The 22,585-nt window shown below is 38.5% G+C and carries 12 protein-coding genes; 11 read left to right on the top strand and 1 reads right to left on the bottom strand.

Annotated features, from left to right (window positions below):
* Positions 1-254 precede the first annotated feature (254 nt).
* From IPG37_01180 to IPG37_01130, 11 genes are all read left to right on the top strand, one after another.
* Positions 255-773, top strand: a complete 519-nt coding sequence (locus tag IPG37_01180) for an ABC transporter permease subunit (GenBank protein ID QQR54021.1) — start codon at positions 255-257, stop codon at positions 771-773.
* Complete coding sequence (locus IPG37_01175) at positions 766-1,545, top strand: ABC transporter permease (GenBank protein ID QQR54020.1); 780 nt, start codon at positions 766-768, stop codon at positions 1,543-1,545. Before IPG37_01180 ends, IPG37_01175 begins: the two co-directional genes overlap by 8 nt.
* Positions 1,542-2,612 carry a spermidine/putrescine ABC transporter substrate-binding protein gene (locus tag IPG37_01170; GenBank protein QQR54019.1) on the top strand — a complete coding sequence of 357 codons (1,071 nt, stop codon included), beginning with the start codon at positions 1,542-1,544 and terminating at the stop codon, positions 2,610-2,612. Before IPG37_01175 ends, IPG37_01170 begins: the two co-directional genes overlap by 4 nt.
* Before the next feature lie 109 nt (positions 2,613-2,721).
* Positions 2,722-3,408 (top strand): hypothetical protein, encoded by a 687-nt coding sequence (locus IPG37_01165; GenBank protein QQR54018.1) that lies wholly within the window; start codon positions 2,722-2,724, stop codon positions 3,406-3,408.
* Positions 3,409-3,419: 11 nt separating this feature from the next.
* Entirely contained in the window at positions 3,420-4,085 is a 666-nt protein-coding gene (locus IPG37_01160) for a hypothetical protein (GenBank protein ID QQR54017.1), read from the top strand.
* A 17-nt stretch (positions 4,086-4,102) separates the two neighbouring features.
* Positions 4,103-4,756 carry a hypothetical protein gene (locus IPG37_01155; protein QQR54016.1) on the top strand — a complete coding sequence of 218 codons (654 nt, stop codon included), beginning with the start codon at positions 4,103-4,105 and terminating at the stop codon, positions 4,754-4,756.
* Between the two features lie 15 nt (positions 4,757-4,771).
* Positions 4,772-5,467 carry a hypothetical protein gene (locus IPG37_01150; GenBank protein ID QQR54015.1) on the top strand — a complete coding sequence of 232 codons (696 nt, stop codon included), beginning with the start codon at positions 4,772-4,774 and terminating at the stop codon, positions 5,465-5,467.
* 144 nt (positions 5,468-5,611) lie between these two features.
* Entirely contained in the window at positions 5,612-10,243 is a 4,632-nt protein-coding gene (locus IPG37_01145) for a hypothetical protein (protein QQR54014.1), read from the top strand.
* Between the two features lie 16 nt (positions 10,244-10,259).
* A complete protein-coding gene (locus IPG37_01140) occupies positions 10,260-12,059 on the top strand; it encodes a hypothetical protein (protein QQR54013.1) in 1,800 nt (599 codons plus the stop codon).
* A 197-nt stretch (positions 12,060-12,256) separates the two neighbouring features.
* Positions 12,257-19,573, top strand: coding sequence for a tail fiber domain-containing protein (locus IPG37_01135; protein QQR54012.1), 7,317 nt, complete (start codon positions 12,257-12,259; stop codon positions 19,571-19,573).
* 84 nt (positions 19,574-19,657) lie between these two features.
* Positions 19,658-21,487: a tail fiber domain-containing protein gene (locus tag IPG37_01130; protein QQR54011.1), complete on the top strand. Its 1,830-nt coding sequence runs from the start codon at positions 19,658-19,660 to the stop codon at positions 21,485-21,487.
* A 76-nt stretch (positions 21,488-21,563) separates the two neighbouring features.
* Here IPG37_01130 and IPG37_01125 read toward each other — a convergent pair whose 3' ends face one another.
* The gene (locus IPG37_01125; GenBank protein ID QQR54010.1) at positions 21,564-22,430 is read right to left on the bottom strand and encodes a hypothetical protein; all 867 of its coding nucleotides are present in this window, start codon (positions 22,428-22,430) and stop codon (positions 21,564-21,566) included.
* Positions 22,431-22,585 lie beyond the last annotated feature (155 nt).

The raw sequence follows: 22,585 nt of genomic DNA, 5'->3' as shown, positions 1-22,585 counted from the left end.
CTATTTTTACCATTGTATATGTATCTTTCACTGGAGAAAATGGTACCTTTTCACTCAAATACTATTTCCACTTTTTAGACTATGTTTACACACAAGTTATTGGACGTTCATTTTTTTTGGCATTTTCTACAATGCTGGGAACTTTATTACTTGGATACCCTATTGCATATTACGTTGCCTTATGTAGCAAACGATACAAACTTTTACTACTACTTTTACTCACTTTACCGTTTTGGACCAATTTTATTGTGTAGGTGTATGCATGGTTCTTCATTTTAGAAAAATATGGTTTATTAAGTCAGCTACTTTTATACCTTAACATTATCAAAGAGCCCATTCATTTTGCCTACAATATCTGGGCTGTTCTTGCTATTATGATTTATTGTTATCTGCCCTTTGCAATCATGCCCATGTACTCATCATTTGAAAAGGTTGATATACGACTTTTAGATGCCTCAATGGATCTGGGTGCAACGCGATGGCAAACATTTTTCAATATTACACTCCCTCTTACACTGTCTGGCATCAAAACAGGTGCACTGCTTGTTTTTGTTCCAGCCTTTGGAGAATTTGTCATCCCAACCCTACTAGGAGGTTCAAAATATTTAACAGCTGGCGCACTTCTTTCATACTATTACATTGAAACGTACGACATAAAACACGGTGCAACGTTCACTGTTCTTGTAGGCTGCAGCTTGTTACTCAGCGTACTGTTTATCAATCAGTTATTTAATATATTACATAAACACAACAAAGGGTTAACTCATGAATAGGCATAGTTACATGGTCCTTATCCCATTTGTTTGTTTTGGTTACCTTTTTTTATATACACCTATTTTTGTTTTAATTATGTATTCCTTCAACCAAAATCCCTTTACACAAACATGGCACGGATTTACACTGGACTGGTATCGATACCTTTTTGATTCATCAGAAATCATGCAAGCCTTGACAACATCGCTCTTTATTGCATTGTGTACAACCGTATTAAGTCTTTTTTTCAGTATATGTTTTGTTTTGACTATGCATGAGATCTATAAAAAAAAGTTTATAAAACTTTTTTATTTCATTTTAGCCATACCCGAAATTATCATCGCCGTAGCCTTATTACACTTTTCAGGTTTTTTTGCAATCCCAATCAGCATTAATACGATTATTGTAGGTCATACCCTTTTGGGCCTTGCATATGTTATTCCTATAATTCACAATCGATTTAATGAGATAGACAAGCGTCTCATTGAGGCAGCGTATGATCTTGGCGCTACAGATTTTCAAGTATTTACAACCGTTATTTTTCCCTTGTTAACACCAAGCATTCTTGCCTCAGCACTTTTAGTTTTTATCATTTCTTTAGATGATTTCCTGATCTCATTTTTTTGTTCTGGCGGAACGGTACAAACATTGCCACTTTATATCTTTTCAATGATCAGAGCCGGAGCCACGCCTGCCATCAATGCTTTATCAACTATCTTATTACTCATTAGCATTGGAGGCCTTATTCTCTTTTCAACATTACAGAAACCTCGAACAGGAAAACTATCATGAAAACATGGAAGAGCTTTACTGGAAAAGAGTTGCTTATAAAAAGCGCTTTGGTAAGCTCGTGGATACTACTCATTTTACTCTTTTTGTATATGCCAAACTTCTTTTCTGAGTTACAGACACAAAAAACCATTAATATTCTCGTGTGGCCACAGATTATAGATGGGGAGTTTTTGAAAGAGTTCGAAGAAAAAAATAATATAAAAGTTAATATCTCTTATTTTGAAAACAATGAAGAACTACTTGCAAAGCTACGCAACTCACATCAACACGATTATGATATCATCATGCCATCAGACTTTATGCTTAATATCTTTATCAAAGAAGAATGGATCAAAAAAATAGACAAAACAAAACTCACATTCTGGGATACTCTGGTTCCTGAAATTAAAGGTAATAAAGCGGACATCGAAAATAATTTTACAATACCATGTTTTTGGGCTGTGCTTGGCATAGGTATTGATACAAGATTTATAGATATGCAACACATCCCACAGTCGTGGGCATTATTATTTAAAGAAAGAAACACACCTCATATTGGTATGCTTGAAAATATGCGACAGCTCTTTTCAATTACTGCGCTTTATCTTTTTGACAAAACTGGATACTTAACGAAAGAGGAAGCACAACAGACTATAGAAAAACTGACAAAGCAGAAAAAACATGTTGTCGCATATTCTGAAATGCGTATCGAATACATGCTTGCATCAGGATCGGCCCCAGTAACACTCTGTTTAAGTTCAGATATTGCAAAAATGATTGATACTTTTGAATATATATCATTTTTTGTTCCAGCAGAAGGAAGTTTTTCTATTCTTGATTCTTTTTGTATCACAAAATCAACGAAGAAAGATGAGCTTGTGTATGCCTTCTTGAACTATATCTACCAGCCACATATTATGGAAAAATATAAAAATAAATTCTGCTTTCCCTCTCCACTCATCTCAGTAAAAAATACAGAGAACACTGTCACTCCTGCCTCTTTAAAACATATACCTATCCATTCGTTTCAACAAAACATAGATACAGCTACCTTGCAAAAATTCTGGATACAGCTACACGCTGCATAAGAATAATTTATTCAACTCATTATCATTATAAACAAGCTGTTGCAACTGTATTTATGTCATGATATGCATGTGTACAGTGGATACTATATTATTTAAAAAAAGGAGTTATATGAAATACAAAATTTATCTATTTTTTCTTTCAATGCTTTTATCAAAGGAAGCAGTACCTTCAGTACTAGTATGGAACGAAAATCAAGCTTCAGACAGCGTTAATGATAACGTACAAATTAATAATGACATACAGGTAGGCCTAGGAAGCTCTACGGTCATACATGCCTTATCCAACGACATCTCTGTTTCACTTTTTAAAGACGTTACCGTGTATGGCAACGATGCAGGTCAATCAGCATTAACAATTATTGCCGAATATCCATACACAGTTACGATTTATGTAGACAAAGATTTAACCTTCGGAGGCAGTATTAATAATATTCCGCTTATCATTAATCATATGGGTGGTGGAAATATTATTTGGATAGTCGAAGATACGGCTACATTATCATTCGGGACTAATGAAGTAAACCGAGGAGGCGTTACCTTTCAGATAACAGCGGTAGAGAACACTATGCCTTCAGTGAAATTTAAAGCACGTCGTACTGCACAAAGACCAGCTATTATTTTTAAAAAAAATTCAAAAGTTAACTATCAACTTCAAAGCACCATTTTAAACAATGTAACAACACAACTCATGCTACTTGACACATCTTTGTGCCAAAGAATCAATGAACCTTCTACACACGTTATTAATTTTAAAGATGGTAGTGGATTATATCTTTTGCTTAGCTCTATTTCATAAGAGGAGATGGAATGAAAAAAATAGTTTTAACACTTGGTATGCTTACTGCTAGCTTTACACATACGACTGTCAATTGGCATAGTACTGATATTTATCAGGTATCACCTATCGTGCTAAATGAAAACATTTCAATTAAAGGAACCTGTACACTTAATGATACCGTCACGGTAAAAGCTTTAAATTGTGACGTAACAGTCGAAGTAGATAGTAAATCATCCATTACCGGTCAAGGAAGCTTGGTACTATTAACTAAAGCTCCTTACAACATCATGATTAAGGTAAAAAAGAATCTCTCATTTTATGGTTCACCAAACACGCAAATTAATCCGTTAAATATTATCCTTGTAGGTAATGGCACTGTCCAGTGGGAACTGTATGATGGAAAGGATCTTTATTTTACAGCTCATAGTAACGGTAGTGGTGTAGTAGTTTGGCAAGCACGTCATCCTAATTACAGCGAAGACTTTAATCTCTATTTTGCCATCCCTAATCAGATATTCAAGTTCAACAACCAAGATCAAATCCACTTTGGAGCACATTCACATTTTGGCTACTGGTTTAGGGGAGCTATGAATAATGGGATAAGTACATCAACCTTACAATTAGCCAATACATCATCTGACATTGTTTTTCAAGATGGGTGTGAAATAGCTTGTCGATTTATTAACACATTATAAAGCCAAAGGAAGTGCACATGAAAACAATAAAATTATTATCTATTGCAACATGCTTGTATCTTAACCAAGCACTATGCACAGTAGATTGGTTTAATACTATAACCTCTGTTACCGATAATAACATTTCTATTATTGGTGATTGCATGATTAACAACAGTACTGTAAAAGTGGAAGCACAAAATACAGATATAACTGTTACAGTAGCAGCAGATTCAATCATACAAGGCACAGCTGACGCCGTCCTTGAACTTTCAGTTACAGCTCCATACACGATTACTGTCAAAGTTGATCATAAACTTGATCTATTTGGCCAACTCAATACTATTGATCAACCTTTAAAAGTAATAATCAGTGGTACTGGCACAGTTGTGTGGGAATTTGGTCAAGCTGGCATTTTAAACTTTGGTCGTTCTCACCAGTCTGGCAGTGGTGAACTGTGGATCGTCTGTCATAATGATGCCTTGCAATACGCACAAAATATTTTCAAACCTTTACACAACCAGCAGATTTACTTTAATGGCAAATCAAAATATGGCTACCTTGTATATGATCAACATAATCTGCAAACGCATACATTGTTCACTTCATGGAATAGTTCTGGTAAAACAACAAATGTAAGCTTGAGCAATTTAGCACAAGTAAAACTTTTGTTAGAACAAGACATTATTTAAAGAGGTTTAGATATTATGAAAAAATTATTATTTTTAGGTTTATTCGTATCTCAAATTCATCCAACTGAATGGATTGGAAATGTCAATCCGGGGTTATATACAGATACAAATATCACCGTCACAGGAGACTGTACATTAGCAGCAACAACAACAATTTGGGCACAAAATAATGATGTTACAATAACAATAGCTGAAACAGCTAAAATATACTCTAGCAATACAGTAGACGCAACACTGGTTTTGCGTGCTACGGCTCCCTATACTATTACCATTTTAGTTAACCACTCAGTTAAGTTTGGTGGAGTGGGTGGAGTCCTTTTTGTACCATTGATGATTGTAGTGGAAGGTGATACTGTACAAAATAATGCTGGTACCATTCAATGGCATATTGCAGAAGGGGCGAAAGTTACTTTTGGATCTGGCAGTGATCGCAGTGGGACTATATTACAGATAAATGTCATCAATAATGCTGGCACTATTATCACGCCAACCCATATCTTCAAGCCGTCAACGTCTTATGCTGACCAGATTATTTTTGATAGGCATTGCAAGCTTCTCTATGCTTTTTCTCATGCCTCATCTGAATTTATTCTTCCTCCTTTCAGAGGATTAACGTTTGACGCTTTTGAAGCAAATACCGATCATAGAACCTTCATCGAGTTTCAAGAAAGTCCAACATTTACTATCGAAACAGTACAATTGATGCCATAAATATTTCTTAGGATTAAGAAAGACTCTTTTTGAGAGCTTTCTTAATCCTCATTTTAGTAAGCATTACCGATTGACATTACTATATAAAAATTTTATGAGTACATAATGACAATATCTTCAACCATTTTTAATAAGGATTGTGGTATGAATAAAAAATTCTCATGCATTCCAATATTAGTACTAACGCTACTCCTTACACATTCGCCAGATATATACGGCGCACAGCTATGGAATGGCACTCCATTTGATGTCACCGATCAAGACATCAATGTCACTGGCGGAAATCAGACTTTTTCAACAGGACATACCTATGTTACTGCAGTCAATAACGATATCTCAATAGATATTTCAAGTCCAACTATCTTTGAAGGTAATCCTTCAGGCAGATCAATCCTTCATCTTATCGCAAATGAAGGGCACACTATTACTATTCATGTTAATGATAATCTAACCACACAAGGATCAGCATCAGGATCATCAGATCACCTGCTTATTTTATATCATGGAAAAGGTACTATAGTTTGGGAAATTGTCGGTGACAAGATCCTTGATTTCAGCTTCAATCCTACAAAAAAAAGTGGTACTAGAACCTACATTGTATTAGACCGTTCAGATGAATATAACCAGCAGGGCACACAGGTAATTTTCAGACGCGGTCCTTTAAGCAAAGGCTTGCAAGATGACCTGATTACCTTGCGTGTCAATAAAAATTCATCCTTTGGATACCTTTCAAAGACACATATCGGTGATAATACTGCATACGGTGCCTATGTTTTTGATAATGCAACACACGGCCAGGGCGTTTTTGAACTCAATATCAAAAACAAAGGTGCAATACTCGTATGGCCACAAAAAGTAGATGCGAGCCTTGACATTAACAATGCCGAACTTTCAGATATCGACAGCAAAAAACTTGGAGGTGGACAAGCAACCTTTAGAATTACTAACAGTTTGGGTACCGAAGCATTACAGGCAGGCATTTGGGTTACAAACCAAAATAAAAAATTCGGTAATTTAAGATTTGATCCATTTTTGAAGCTTAATGTAAGACATGATACAAATAGCAGCAATTCTGATGAAAACTATCTTGGTAGTTTCAAAACTGAAAATCAAAAAGGTTTTGTGATCGGTTCAAATGGTATCTTGCGCATAGACGACAATAGCTATCTGATTAACGTAGGACTTGAAAAAAATATACTTCCAAGCGTTGATCACATACCTGGATGGCAAGAATGCGGTACGAGCTGCCAATGGATTGATCCAAAACATATTATAAAACAACGTAATCCATCAGCGCTTATCCTAGATCAAAGTCTCAATGAATGGACAGAAAAACCAACGGTAAAACTTGGTCATCAGTCAGGATTATTTGGCCTTTCTGGTGTCGACAAGAGCGGTAATTTCAAGACAATGAGACAACCCCACTCATTTACTGTTGCACCCAAAGCATTGACGAATATCTCCCCTATTCTTGATCAAGCACAAAATAATATTGTCTTTGATATTGAAGGCGAAGCACAGTTTTTTGGACCGTATGGTTCTGCAGGAAATGAAAGCAAAATCGAACTGCTTTCACTTGAAGTACAGCCATTTGGTGGATATGCCGTAACAAATAACGGTTCACAACTGCCACAAAGAAGCTTCAAAAAAACGACTGCAAATGAATATTACACCTATAATAAAGGCGCATTTTTGATTAATGGTCGCATGAATCTGCATAACATTTCTCTTGTGCATACCGATCAGGTCTCAACTGTCACGCCTCGTGATTACATTGCATCTGAGCCGGTGTATGTTGGAGGAGAAACTTTTTCTCTTTTACGTGGACCTGTACCATATGACATGAATGGACCTTTGAATGATCCTCAACTAAGACCAAAAATCGTATTCAACACATCAAACTTCTACATACACACTGATGCAGCTTCAACGGGAGTAGACTTTTTAATCCCAAACACCGTAGTTGATGATGGATTGTGTGTACAAAATGTAAGCAAATTTATTTTTGGTTATAACGGCCAAAATAAAGACCAGGGAGTTGGTCGACAACTTTTACTAGGAACCTTACGTGGTGCATGCGCTGCTGATACAATAAATCCAGTAGATGCCAATTCTCATCTTGATATTATGCAAATCAATGAGTGTTTCGATATACCGGGCGACGTAGTTCCATTTACTTATAACTCATTATCAAAAGAATATTCCTACGCTCCTTATAATCACGTATTGGCTGTTCAAACTGAACCAAATGATCCAACCGTTATTGAACGAGCTGATATTACTGATATTACAGATCAAAAGTCCGCACACGTCTTTTATCTTGGTAATAATAGCAATATCAGTATTGGTACCAATAAAGATCAAACAGGATTTTTTGCAGAAACAACTCCTTGGTTACGATTCCTTGATGATTACATAGTGGTAGAATCATCTGGTGGACAATCAGGTGACGTTCGTATTGCGACACGAACTGGACAAGCAGCCGTATTTGTTGATCTTAATGGTATTTTCAGCATCAATAGCTTAATTGATAGCTCATTTGGATGCCAAATCATAAAAAGCAGAAATGGCCGCGTGAAACTCCCAACTGAAGCTACCCATTTTGACTCTGGAGTTGGTATTGCGGATTGGAATCTGAACTTTTTATCAGTAACTCGCAGCAGTACAAAAGAACCTGCGCAAGATGAATACACAGTAACACCTATACCAGCACCAGAGCCTATCCTAGTTGACGATCCTGTTATAGTAAAAAGTGATGAATCTTATCCAGTATATACAATCGACTGGAAAACCGTCATTCAAAATCAAGATGATTTTGAACCGATTAAAACTCATACATTGCGTTTAAACAAAAAGCCTAACATTAGCCGATTAACCACACCAGATGTTATTCCGATTATTGAAGGATATGTCCAAAGACTTCAAATCCAAGGTTCTTTGATCGGTAACGTTGCTCACGTAAAATTACGCGGAAAAAGTGCATTTGTAGAAGAAGTTAGCTTTGTCGATACCAAAACAAACAGTGAAATTCCTTCAGTAGTATTTATCTTGGAGGATGGCGCAACCGTCGGAATTGGTTCTGCAGGTCAACATCCTGATTCAAGTCAAGCAAGCACTCCACTCGGACGAAATGGTATCATCATTGTTGCAAATACCGGCGGTGGCAATGTTCGCTTAAATAATGATATTGTAGTCGAAGGACATGCTCCATTTTATTTTGGACCAGATGCGGCACCATCAACCGTCTTGCGAGTATATGGAGATGAGGGCACATCCTTAACAGTTCGCCAAAATGCGGTACTCGATTTAAGAACATTATCAACAAGCAATCTTGAAACTGTATATCTACCAATTTCTGAAGAACAACGCAACAAGAGCGCGGTAGTAGGTGGTCATATTGTTGAAATAGGTGGTCAATTACGAGTTGAGCTGGAACCGAACAGTAAAATCGTATTTTCAGATGGCATAGAAGGATTGCCATCAGGAATTTTACGTTTTACCGACCAAGCAACCTTGAATGTGAATCCATACACAGCACTCTCTGATTATTACCAACAGTTTACACTAGGCCCGGTTGATAACTCACTCAATCCACTATTGAGCGCAAATGCAGCAGATGCACATCATGAATATGCGCCACTACTTGATTATGGATACGGTCTTTCAAATACTAATCCATTCAGATGTAAGTTAATTGGAAGCGGTATTCTTGAATTCAAGGATGATTCACAAGCGTTTGTTCCGTACGGAGCAGTACTTGGCGTTGAAACCTTGCTTGAAGTGATTGACGCAGAAACACAAACAGTTGCTGAAATTGAACAAACAGATATCACATTAAGAATCAAAGATGCAGCAAGGTTCAATATCGGTGGAATGGATGTTGTTGAAGGTGGTGTATTACAAGTTGGTAACGTACAGGAAAACGGCGCCGGTCATAATATCAAATTTACTATCGATTTAGATGGTAAAGATGCATACTTCAATGTTGGATCCCTTGGTGTATTGGGTCTGAATGTTGGGGTTGCAAAAACTGATATAACCACTCCGAGCGATCTGTTAGTTGATACCTTATTCAACGTATCTGAAATCTCCATTGTGATGAATGATGGTACGTTTAAAATGAATAGAATATTTGATACTGAAAATCAGTTTGGCAATATCCTTTTAATTGGTGATAATGGCAATAATACACCCGTATATGATCTGCAGTATGCGCAAATCGGCTCTACAATTGACACTGGAGCTGAATTTAGAGCAAGCGATGCGTTCATGTTAGGTGGAAGCACTCTTGCGTATATCAAAAAAGGTCTGTCTAATGAGGTTAATAATACTGCAGGACTGTTGCATCCGATCATTTTGTCACAAGACAATCAGATTCAGGTCGCAACTGGTCCATTGGATATTCCAATCTATCATCAACGTTTACGTGGTGGAATGCTTGCATCAACCTTGTTACAGGATCTGAGTGCAAATGAAAATAACGTTACTGCACTCACCTACTTTAATCAGTTAAAAACGGCTGACGCACTTGCAGCAACTTCTGCTCGCAATAAAGCAAATGCTGGTGAAGTAAATGAGGAGGATATCGCCGAAACAATTATGGTAGGAACAGTTGCCAACGGTACACTGCAACGAGAAGAGATTGCAGACATATTTGTGGGTATTGGTGGTAGTTCTGAAGAAGCCCGTAAAAAAGCAGTCGAATATGGTGCAGTTATTGCCAATATAGCTTCAGTAACAGGAAATATTATTGGTGCAGCACAGTTACCTGTATAAACATAAGAGGAATTGAATGAAGAAAAAACAGATTGTTAACATTTTTGGAGCGCTCGCGATGAGCGCTCCCCTTTTGGCAGATGGTGACTGGCGTGCACCATTAAGTTTGGCTCATTCTCATGGTATGCGTCTTCAACCGGTCGAAAGAGCATGGTGGTATGATTTAATGCCCTCCAAAAAGGATTTAGATAAAGATTGTTGCACCTGGCACTTTCACAAATGGGTTTCACTCTATTCACGATCTGCCGGCAGCGCATTTCAGGCAGCTGATAACAGTGATTCAGTAACTCGTAATACGCAGTCGTTGGCAACACTCTTTTTTGGCAAAGAAAAGTTCAAAATTGCTGAAGCATTTTCAAACGGCAACATTGATGATATTGCACAGCTTAACAAATATAATCCGCTCATTGCGGCAGCATATGTAATGCCATCCTACGAATATAATGAAAAAGGCGTATGCGTTGGTGGTCAAGTAAGTTACAATGTTGAAGATAGCAACTGGCACGTTGGTGGATCTGTTGTTATGCCAATCAATGTGGTTGAAGTGAAACCAAATACAACCGTTGGAAAAACCGAAGAAACGTTGGAAGATCTATTTAAAGTTAATGTGGTCAAAGCAACTAAGACTGATGCGCTAGACACTGAGCCTGTTGCAACCACAGAACAGTACCAGAATGATCTTGCAATTCGTGCAGATTTTTTAAATAACCTCATGCTTGACGAAAGAAGGCCATTAGTTCAAGTTGATGGTGATCATTTGAAAGTTGGTTACATAACTATTAATGGAGCTAATCAAAACAGTGCGCAAGCGTACGTTATCAAAAAAACAGATCACTTAGCGCCCGCACAACCGTATCGCAAACTACCGACTGATGCTTCGTCAGCATTAAGTTTAAATGGTGATGGAACCAATAATCAGGTATTTTTTGTAAAAAATGCAACCGATTATGAGCTCTCAAAACTGGATACTGAATCAACATTATGGGTTGTGCCACGACGTAACAGTGCAAGCTCTATTGAACTTACCCGTGAATCACAAAGTATGGTCAACCAGATTTTGTACGCAGTACAGATCGCAGACCTTGCAAACCGTTCCGCATCTGACTTTTTGGCAGACAACGGACTGTTTTTAAACGCATACGAACGCCGTGCAGGACTTGGTGATATTAAACTGTGTTTTCATACCATCTATCATGATCAGGAAGATGACTGGTTTGTGAAACTGGCAATGGGAACCAACTGTCCAACTGGATCAAAACGGGACGACCAAAAAGCGTTACGTGTCCTGCAGTTACAAACTGGTAACAATGGACATTGGGAACTTTTTGTTGCAGCAACGGCCGGTTGGCAGCCACTTTCATCAATGAGTTTTGATGTATCTGCAAGTGCAAATCATGCATTTGCTCGTGATGAATGGGTACCTGCTGCATTTGTTGGCGCAACAGCCAAAAACATGGGGCCTGCTGTTGAAGCTGGTATCTCATGGAACTATTTTACAGCCCAAGCAAATCTCAACTTCTTCCACCCACACAATCCTGAACTTGGCTGCACCGTTGGATACTCATTCTTTGCAAAAAACAAAGACCATGTTCATTATAAAGACGTTGATGCGACCGATTTTTTTGGCAATGAACATAAACAACTTGATGTTGACGTAGCAGCACAAAAAACAAACGCAATGACACACGCAGTCAGAGCTGAACTGTTCCATCGCTGGAACTACTTCAAACTCAAAGCTGGTGCTTGCTACGACTTTGCCGGTCGCAACGCCATGAAAAGCACTGAAGCACACATTGGTATGAGTGTTTCATTTTAAAAAAGGTACATACTTAACAGATGTGGTAGCTAATTTTTTAGCTACCACATTTTTGTTTTAGTAGTTTTATCTAACTAAGACACTATCACTACATACGTTCATGACTATGTTTAATTCGCTTTCCATAGCCAACCTTTTGACATAAGAACTGTTTTTCTTATCTTAAAAAATAACCCACTAAAAAAAGGCGAATACAAATGAAGCATAAACCATTTTTCTGTACCATGCATAAACCATTTTTCTGTACCATGCTTTTAGCATGTACTATTAACCCTGAACCACGATCAAATGAAAAATACCAACAGTTTTTACCAACTCAACAGGATGGTGCAAAATTTGATACTGCTACACAGGCAGTGTTCAGCTCCCTTGATGTCAGGTGTTTATTCAATGGAAGAAATATACAAACAAGGACATTAAAAGTAATTAATGATGCGTTATTTAAAGAAAATATTACTGTTAAAGATACTGCAACAGTTGATACACTGAACGTATGCGAACTGAATGTAGATTGTCAAACAAACCTTTCTGGCCCAGTAAACATTTCCGGTGCAACAGCTATAGATACACTTGATGTGTGCAACTTAGCAGTAACATGTCAAGCAGATATTTCCGGTCCTCTGAATGTCTCTGGAGATACTACACTTAATAAACTAGAAGTTTGTAATCTGGACGTAACTTGCCAAGCAAATATTTCTGGGCCACTACATGTTTCAGGCCCTACATACATCTGGAATGACCTTTCAGTCGGTGGAGATTTAAACCTAAGTGGCGACTTAAATATGATCTATGGATCAACTACTGAAAACATCGATATTTGTACATTAACTGTTACTTGCGAAAGCAACCTTTCTGGACCTACCACTATTACCGGAAGTACGAATCTGTTTGGAGATTTAAATCTTTCTGGATCAACCAATCTGTCTGGACCTTTCAATGTTTCAGGTCCCACAAATATTACTGGTGGCCTGACGCTTGATACGCTCGACGTTTGCACTTTAAATGTTGAATGTGCTGCAAATATCTCTGGCCCAATGAGTGTCTCTGGACCAGTCAATTTTTCTGGACCAGTCAACGTCACAGGGACATCACAATTTTATGGAACCACCAATTTGACTACAACCAATAATGATCCAAACTCATTTATTAATATTTCAGGACCGACAAATCTCACGGGCACCACCAACCTATTTGGCGACCTCAATCTTTCAGGATCAACAAATCTCTCTGGACCTTTCAATGTTTCAGGTGCAACCAGCATCTCTGGCGCATTGAATGTTTCTGGCCCAACCAACATGACTGGTGGTCTGACCCTTGATACCCTTGACGTCTGCACTTTGAATGTAAACTGCCAAACTAATCTTTCTGGACCATTAAATGTTACTGGCAATACCACGATGACTGGTGACGTCAATGTTTCTGGACCGGTCAGCGTCACAGGAACATCGCAATTTTATGGCACCACCAATTTCACAACAAAAAACAGTGATCCAAACTCTTTTATCAACATCTCTGGTCCTACCAATATCACCGGAAGTACCAATCTGTTTGGCAATTTAAATCTTTCTGGATCAACCAATCTATCCGGACCTTTCAATGTTTCTGGCCCAACCAACATGACTGGTGGCCTGACGCTTGATACGCTCGACGTTTGCACTTTGAATGTAAACTGCGCGGCAAACCTTTCTGGTCCATTAAATGTTGCTGGCAATACCACGATGACTGGTAACGTCAATGTTTCTGGGCCAGTCAGCGTCACAGGGACATCACAATTTTATGGAACCACCAATTTGACTACAACAAACAGTGATCCAAACTCATTTATTAATATTTCAGGACCGACAAATCTTACGGGCACCACCAACCTATTTGGCGACCTCAATCTTTTCGGTGCAACCAGCATCTCTGGCGCATTGAATATTTCTGGCCCAACCAACATGACTGGTGGTCTGACGCTTGATACGCTTGACATTTGCACTTTGAATGTAAACTGCGCGGCAAACATTTCTGGTCCAATCAGTGTATCAGGTGGTATGACGACTGACACATTGGATATATGTTCATTAAATGTAAATTGCAAACTGAATGTTTCAGGACCAGTGAATGTTACTGGAGATACAGTAGTTGCTGGAGGCATGCTTGTTGGTGGCTATGCAAAATTTAACAATCCAATAACTGCACCTGGTTTAACTAACCCAACCGACCCAGTTGATATAATAACGCCATCCGTTCAAGTTCCCGGAACAGGAACGACACCAGGGAGTATAGCAGTTAATGGGGGCACAGTACCTGCAGGAGGTGGTATTGGACTTGGTGGTGGTGCTGGAATTGGAATTGCTGGCGGTGGGGGTTTGGGCATAGCAGGCGGCGCCGGGATTGGTCTTGGTGGTGGCGCTGGTCTGAGCATAGGTGGTGGAGGTGGTATCGGCATCGGAGGTGGCGGCGGACTTTCTATCAATGGTCCGGGTGGAATCACCGTACAAAATGGAGACTTACTGCTTGAAAATGGAAATGCTAATGTTGGTAACAATCTCAATGTTACCGGAACAGCAAACTTTGCCTGTGACGTTTATGTTGGCTGTAATCTTTATATGAACTCATCCAACGGACTCGGAACCATTGGTTATCTTTATAAAAATTTTACCACACCCTTTTTACATGACACTGGATTTGGGAACAATAACTTATTTTTGGGTCAAGACGCTGGAGCTATTGTTGGTAATGTAAGTGTCGACAATATTGGAATTGGCACTTCAAGCTTAAACCAAAATATTGCCGGTTTTGATAATACTGGCATTGGTGTTAACAGTTTAAAAAATACCACAACAAATAGTTCCAACGTCGCCGTCGGTAATAATAGTCTATCAAATCTTACAAACGGGGACAGAAACCTTGCTTTTGGTGAAGGCGCAGGTGAAAATCTTGTGACCGGATCATGGAACATTTTTGTTGGTAATGTGGGTAATGCAACTGACGATGGATTCATAAGAATCGGCAATATAAATAACACAAAAAATTTTCAATCTGGTATTTTAGGATCAACAGGAGCATTAACAAATACTGCACTCGTATCAATTGACAGCAATTGGCAGTTGGGCACCGGAATCATTTACAATGATATTAACCTTGCAAATACCAGTGCAACATCTGGAGCATTATTAAAAGAAGGTATGTTGTTTTTACATAACTATGGAACTGAAAATACTTTTTTAGGGCAAGATGCGGGTAACCGATCACTTATTGGCGACTTTAATACTGCAGTTGGCTCATCAAGTTTACAATCATTAACTAACGGCTCTTCAAATATTGCGGTTGGGAGTTTCTCATTACAAAGTAATACTTCTGGAAATAGTAATATTGCAGTTGGACAAGCCGCATTGCAAAACAATACTTCTGGCTCAAATAATATTGCAATCGGCTACGATGCAGGAGTTTCCATTACAAGTGAGATCTACAACTTATTAATTGGATCAAAAGGTACTGCTGGTGATCTGTATACCATTCGCATTGGTGATCCGGTAGTTCATGCTCGCAATTTTCAAGCAGGCATTCGTGATGTATCTGCATTAAACACCGATACTACGCTTGTTTCAATCGATAGTAACGGACAACTTGGAACGGGAATCATTTTCAATAATATTAACCTAGCAAATACAACATCAACTTCTGGAGCACTATTAAAAAACGGAACACTGTGGCTGCATAATTATGGAAACTGCAACACTTTCTTGGGGCTTGCTGCTGGAAATTTGACGCTAACAGGAACTGATAATACAGGTATCGGGTGTGAAAGCCTACAAAGCCTCACAACCGCAGATTTTAATACTGCACTAGGGGCTTTTTCATTGCAAAACGCTACTTCAGGCGAAGCAAATACAGCAGTTGGTAGTTTTGCTTTGCAGAATATGACAACCGGCAATGATAATGTCAGTGTTGGATATGCCGCTTTGAGCAATGTAACTTCAGGGTCTGAAAATATTGCCATTGGACGAGAGGCAGGACTATCCATTACGAATGGTATTAACAATATACTAATTGGATCAAAGGGTAATATAGGTGATCTGTATACTATTCGAATAGGCGAACCAATAGTGCATGCACGCAACTTTCAAGCAGGAATTCGTGGCGTGTTTCCATTAAATCCTGATACCTCTGTAGTCTCAATTGACAGCGATGGACAACTTGGAACCGGAATTATTTTCAATGATATTAATCTTACAAACACTACTGACACAAAAGGGGCAATATTAAAAAATGGAACATTATGGCTACACAACTATGGAAATTGTAACACTTTCTTGGGACTTGCTGCTGGAAATTTGACACTAACTGGAACTGATAATACAGGTATCGGGTGCGAAAGCCTACAAAGCCTCACAACCGCAGATTTCAATACTGCGCTTGGAGCTTTTTCATTGCAAAACACTACTTCAGGCGAAGCAAATACAGCAGTTGGTAGTTTTGCCTTGCAAAATGTAAAAACAGGTAATGATAATGTCAGCGTTGGATACGCCGCTTTGAGCTCTCTCATTTCAGGTTCTGAAAATATTGCTATAGGACGCGAAGCATTACTCAATGCAACAGGTGGAGCAACTGCTAATATGGCAATCGGCTATCAAGCATTAAGCAATACCACGACTGACAGTTTTAACCTAAGCATTGGAAATAACAGTCTATCAAATCTTGTAACGGGAAGTTCAAATATTGTTTTAGGAAATAGTGCAGGAACTTCTTTAATTACCGGATCACAAAACATATTAATAGCAAATGCAGGCATTCCAACAGAATCAAATACAATACGCATCGGTACTTTAGCAAATCAAACGAAAAACTTTCAAGCCGGTATTCGTGGTTCAGCCGGTGCTTTAACAAATACGGCAGCCGTTTCAATTGATAGCAATGGTCAACTTGGCACAGGAATCATCTATAATGATATTAACCTTGCAAACACGGCCTCAACATCCGGCGCTATATTAAAAAATGGTAGTTTGTTTCTCCATGATACAGGGCCCGCAAATACATTTCTTGGTCAAAATGCGGGGAATCGTGCTGTTTCTGGTGCGATGAACACTGCAATAGGCGGTGAGAGTGGAAAATCATTAACTACAGGAAGTGCGAATACTTTTGCTGGTTACCTTGCTGGTGTAAATGTAACAGTTGGAAACGAAAATTGTGTGATGGGTGAAGCATCATTATTTTCTGCTACAACTGCAAGTCAAAACACTGTTATTGGTACTAGTGCTGGGATCTCGTTATCAACTGGTTTAAATAATATTTTAATAGGATACAATGCAGGTAGTAATATAACAACTGGTTCAAACAATATTTACATGGGCATTGTTGGTGGTGTCGCTGCTGAATCGAATACCATTCGGATTGGCACACTTGCAACTCAAACCAAAAACTTACAAGCAGGAATTCGTGGTGCAACAGGCGCCTTAACAAATACTAAGGTTGTTTCAATTGACAGCAATGGACAGCTTTCGGATGGCATCATTTATAATGATATTAACCTAGCAAATACAACATCTGCGTCTGGGGCAATACTAAAGAATGGTACACTATGGCTTCATGAGTTTGGATTAGATAATACATTTTTAGGTGCAAATGCCGGTAATCGAACCATTACTGGTGACCGTAATACAGGCCTCGGTGCTCTAAGCGGTACTACTTTGACTTCGGGGTCGGCAAACACGTTAATTGGAAGTAAAGCAGGTCAGGATCTAACCAGTGGAACACAAAATGTTGCACTAGGTGTATCAGCATTGCGTTCTAATACAAATGGGAATGACAATATAGCTATTGGCTATCAAAGTAGTTATTCGTTAGATGGAGCAAATAAAAACACTATTATTGGTAACCTTGCTGGATTTAATCTTTCTACTGGCTCAAACAATACGGCAGTTGGGTATAATGCAGGGAACGCACTTTCTACTGGCTCAAACAATACGGCAGTTGGGTATAATGCAGGGAACGCACTTTCAACCGGTTCAAGCAATAGTATCTTTGGACAGCAGGCCGGCAGCAACCTTACTACAGGAACTTCAAATACTATCCTTGGTGTCAGTGCCGGATCCGCTCTTGTCTCAGGATCAAACGACATCTTAATTGGAAATGTTGGAGTAGCGGCAGAATCAAATACAATTAGAATTGGAAACACGTCTCACACGGGAGGCAATTTCCAAGCTGGTATCTACAACAAAACAGCAACTAATACTAATACAGCCGCAGTCTCAATCGATAGCAATGGACAGCTCGGTACTGGCATAATTTACAATGATATTAACGTTGCAAATACAACTTCAACTTCTGGAGCACTATTAAAAAATGGTACGTTATGGTTACATAATACCGGTACAAATAATCTGTTTTTGGGTTTAAGTTCTGGCAATCGAACCACTACGGGCAACCAAAATGTCGCCCTTGGTAACTCAACCTTGACAAATCTCACCACCGGCACCAATAATACTATCATAGGCCATGTCGCTGGAATTTCACTTACTTCTGGCACCTTCAATTCTGCAATAGGAGCAGGAGCGTTGCAAGGCGCTACGACCGGCACTGCCAACACAACCATGGGCTATCAAGCTGGTGGTGCCATCTCATCAGGAAGCAATAATACCTCCATTGGATATCAATCTGGCCTACACGCAACTATTGGAACAGGAAATGCATTATTCGGCAGTCAAGCTGGTACCGCAATTACCATTGGTTCAAGCAATACACTTTTGGGAAATCTTGCCGGGTCAGGAATTACTACAGGTTCAGCAAATACAATAATCGGCGGCAATGCTGGAACTGGTATAACAACAGGGGGCAACAACATCATAATAGGATTTGCTGCAGGTAATGCTGGAAACTTAGCAAACGTAACTAATACAATCTGTATTGGATATAACGGATCCAATGCAACAGGCAATGATATTTTTCTTGGTGACCCGGCCACACACCAGAGTACTATATTACAAGGAGGTGATGTTGAAATTACAAATGGCGACCTTACAGTTGGTAATGGTACTTATCTGAATGGAAATGTATACAGCACAGGAATATTTAATAAACATCCAATCGTCCTAGATGCTTATAATGTATACGTGAGAGCAGGAGATAACAATGCACTCATTTCTGGAACTTCTCCATCATCAGAACGGTTCAAAGAAAATATCACTGATTTATCTGAAGAACATTTAAACCAGTTTAAAAAACTTAATCCTGTTGAATTTAATTATAAAGAGGACGAGAAGAAAAGAGTTCGTTTTGGATTTATTGCAGAAAAAGTTTTAGAGATAATGCCTTCTCTTGTACGTTACGATCCTGAGGGCAATGTCGAAGCACTTTGGTATGAGATTATGTATGCACTGCTTTTTAAATGGCTACAACAACATGAAAAAACAATACATGATCAACAAGCAGTTATTGAACAACAACAAACAACCATAGATGCCTTGAATATCTCACTTGAAACACTTGCATTACGCGTTGCTGCACTTGAAAAAATCTTAAATATCTCATAAATCTTGGCAACAGAATTATGAATTTTATAAGGTGTTATGGTACGTGTAGTAAAGGTAGTCAAATTCAAAAAGGAGCAAGTACTAATGAAAAATAAAATAGTTTATTTACTGTTACACAGCATATCATGTCTTGTTCATGCTGATTTAAGAGACACTATCAATCTTTTACTACCTACATCCCAAAATAGCGATGTAAATAATAAAGCTGTTTTTTATTCAGTTGATGTCCATTTTGGAATCGAAGCTGGCAGTATAAAAACAAAAACAGTTGAAATTTTACAAAATGCTCTTTTTGACAATGACATAACTATCAAAGGCAATCTCAATCTTTCTGGCGCAATTTTAAAAAATAATCGAGTTTTGGTAGCATATGACTCTCACGATAACCTACTCTTAGGCACAAAAACAACCAATCAAACACTTACAGGTCACGAAAATATTGCTATCGGTCATCAGGCGGGTTCTCATGTGATTACAGGTTCCAATAATATTTTAATTGGCAACCAAGGTGCCGAGCCTGAATCTGACACCATTCGCATCGGTAATGCTTCACATACGGGTGGCAATTTTCAAGCAGGTATCTATAACATGACTGCGGCAGATACCAATACTTCTGCTGTGTCAGTTGATGGCAATGGGCAACTTGGGACAGGCCTTATCTATAATGACATTAATCTAGCTAACACAGATTCATCTTCTGGTGCCATTTTGAAAGACGGTACCCTTTGGCTACATGATAGTGGATTTACAGAAAATACATTCTTAGGTAAAGACGCAGGCAATCGATATGTTAATGGAGGACAAAATACGGCAATTGGTGCATACAGCGGACACAATCTGTATACCGCCTATGACAATACATTAATAGGACTACGTACTGGCGAAAACCTGGTTGTTGGATCTCAAAATAGTGCAGTTGGCGTACGTGCACTACGTTGGAACGTAAGTGGCAGCCATAATACGGCAGTTGGATTTGAATCTGGATATACCATAAATAATGGTCATAACAATACGCTCATCGGCGATTCTGCTGGAAATGTGATCCTCGATGGTTCAAACAATGTAGCAATTGGTTATCAAGCAGCGTACAACGCTGAAACAGGTTCAGACAATATTGTAATTGGCTATCAAGCGGGTTCTAATGTTATTACAGGTTCTAATAATATTTTAATTGGCAATCTAGGAGCCGAACCGGAATCAAATACCATTCGTATTGGAAACGGCTCTCACACCGATACATTTTTAAGCGGCAATGTCGATATTCCAGGTCATATCTATGCGCATACCTTTGATACACTACCAACCCTAACCGGTGGTGGAACCTACACGCTAATGTTGGATTCAAATGATAATAAAATAAAAAGATATGCAATAGCATCTTCAAAACGGTTCAAAGAAAATATCAGAGAGATATCAAAAACCACTTTAAATAACTTCAAACTTTTAAACGGTGTTGAATTTAGCTACATTCAAGATGCAAGAAAACACAAACAGTATGGTTTTATTGCCGAAGAAGTTAACGAGGTGATGCCTGAGTTGATAGTGTACGATATTGACGGAAAGATTTTTAGTGTCAACTACTCAGTAATGTACGCACTACTACAAACATGGATTAAAAATCTACAAGCACAAACCGATCTGCAAAGTGATCTGCTTGATATTCATGAAAATACGATTAATAATCTGCAAACTCAAATCGATGAACAGTTGACTATTATTGCAGATCAACAGATGACCATTAATAGTATGATCGCACGATTAGTAGCCGTTGAAAACTATCTGGCAAAACAGACAGACAGCACATTCCAGCAATCAACAGTAGTCGATACGACTGACAATTCATCAGAACAGACATGTGATGATGCTACTCAAAATTATAATGATGATATAGTTTCAATCTATGATACTGAATAGCTTATTCAGACAGTAACTGAAAACAAAAGGGGGAGCAGAAAATTCTGCTCCCCCTTTTTTATAATTCAACGTAAAACTAGTTATCTTTTTTCGATCTCATTTTTTTGTACAGTTGATAGACAGCAACTGACAAAGCGACTGTCGCAGCCGTTACACCTGCAGCAAGTTTGACAATCGGCTTGTGTATAAAGTTAAGCCACGGCCGGTCGCGCAAAGGATGTTTTACGACTTTTTCATCCCACTGCTTTTCAACATAGGTCAAAGCTTCAGGCGTAAAATAGTCTTTATCCGTATGCATAAATATTCGATATACCTTTTCATTAACCTCATAATCAGTATCATTCCACCGATCCCACTCAGATGAGAAAGCTTCTTGCTTGGTATCAATTAACACAAGGTCACCATCTTGAGAGCGACGAAATGCATCCTGACCAATTCGCTGGCCTGCCATAAAACGTACATCAGTAAACAATGTTTCTAACTTCTTGACCTCTTCTAACGTTATTGAATGTTTTGCATGCTCACCCGCAATAGTAGGTTCAATAGTATGTGCTACCACACCAGGGACAATTTTTTTATCTGCTACTTTGATACCAGCAATATTTTGAGCTTTAAGATACTGGTTAATTTTTTCAGCGTACACAGCATCAGTCCAATCGTATCTAACAGTGTAATCACCAGCAGTACCATTATAAGGAATATCATAGTAATCTCTGTCCTTATGTTCTTTAGCTTGTTTTTCCCAAGCTTGCAATTGAGCTTCATTGTTTTTCACCCATTCTGCCTGCTGGTCAGTCATTGGTAATTTTTCTTGCCACTCTGCAAGTTGGGGTTCAGGTTCATTAAAAAATCGCTTAACCCAATTCGGGACTGCTTGTAAAGCAACCGTTGAGCAGGTCACAATGCCACATAAAAGCAGCTTTTTAGATAGTTTATGGTTCATATTTTAAAATCCTTAATTATGTTTTTATATTTTAATATAATAGCAGCAAAAAATAAATTGTCAAATACAGGCTTGAATTATTTTGCAAAATTTGGCCTACACTCATTTCTTATTGAGCTGCAAATCAGCCGCCCCTCATCTTCAAGGATGCCTAT

Source organism: bacterium, from assembly GCA_016699125.1.
Taxonomy (GTDB): domain Bacteria; phylum Babelota; class Babeliae; order Babelales; family Vermiphilaceae; genus AWTP1-30.
This window is presented reverse-complemented; position numbering and strand designations above follow the sequence as displayed.

What these genes read in the sequence shown, in the direction of transcription:
- IPG37_01130 (QQR54011.1), top strand. Translation starts at nt 19,658, where the DNA reads ATGAAAAATAAAATAGTTTATTTACTGTTACACAGCATATCATGTCTT.
- IPG37_01150 (QQR54015.1), top strand. Translation starts at nt 4,772, where the DNA reads ATGAAAAAATTATTATTTTTAGGTTTATTCGTATCTCAAATTCATCCA.
- IPG37_01160 (QQR54017.1), top strand. Translation starts at nt 3,420, where the DNA reads ATGAAAAAAATAGTTTTAACACTTGGTATGCTTACTGCTAGCTTTACA.
- IPG37_01145 (QQR54014.1), top strand. Translation starts at nt 5,612, where the DNA reads ATGAATAAAAAATTCTCATGCATTCCAATATTAGTACTAACGCTACTC.
- IPG37_01125 (QQR54010.1), bottom strand. Translation starts at nt 22,430, where the DNA reads ATGAACCATAAACTATCTAAAAAGCTGCTTTTATGTGGCATTGTGACC.
- IPG37_01140 (QQR54013.1), top strand. Translation starts at nt 10,260, where the DNA reads ATGAAGAAAAAACAGATTGTTAACATTTTTGGAGCGCTCGCGATGAGC.
- IPG37_01155 (QQR54016.1), top strand. Translation starts at nt 4,103, where the DNA reads ATGAAAACAATAAAATTATTATCTATTGCAACATGCTTGTATCTTAAC.
- IPG37_01135 (QQR54012.1), top strand. Translation starts at nt 12,257, where the DNA reads ATGAAGCATAAACCATTTTTCTGTACCATGCATAAACCATTTTTCTGT.
- IPG37_01170 (QQR54019.1), top strand. Translation starts at nt 1,542, where the DNA reads ATGAAAACATGGAAGAGCTTTACTGGAAAAGAGTTGCTTATAAAAAGC.
- IPG37_01165 (QQR54018.1), top strand. Translation starts at nt 2,722, where the DNA reads ATGAAATACAAAATTTATCTATTTTTTCTTTCAATGCTTTTATCAAAG.
- IPG37_01175 (QQR54020.1), top strand. Translation starts at nt 766, where the DNA reads ATGAATAGGCATAGTTACATGGTCCTTATCCCATTTGTTTGTTTTGGT.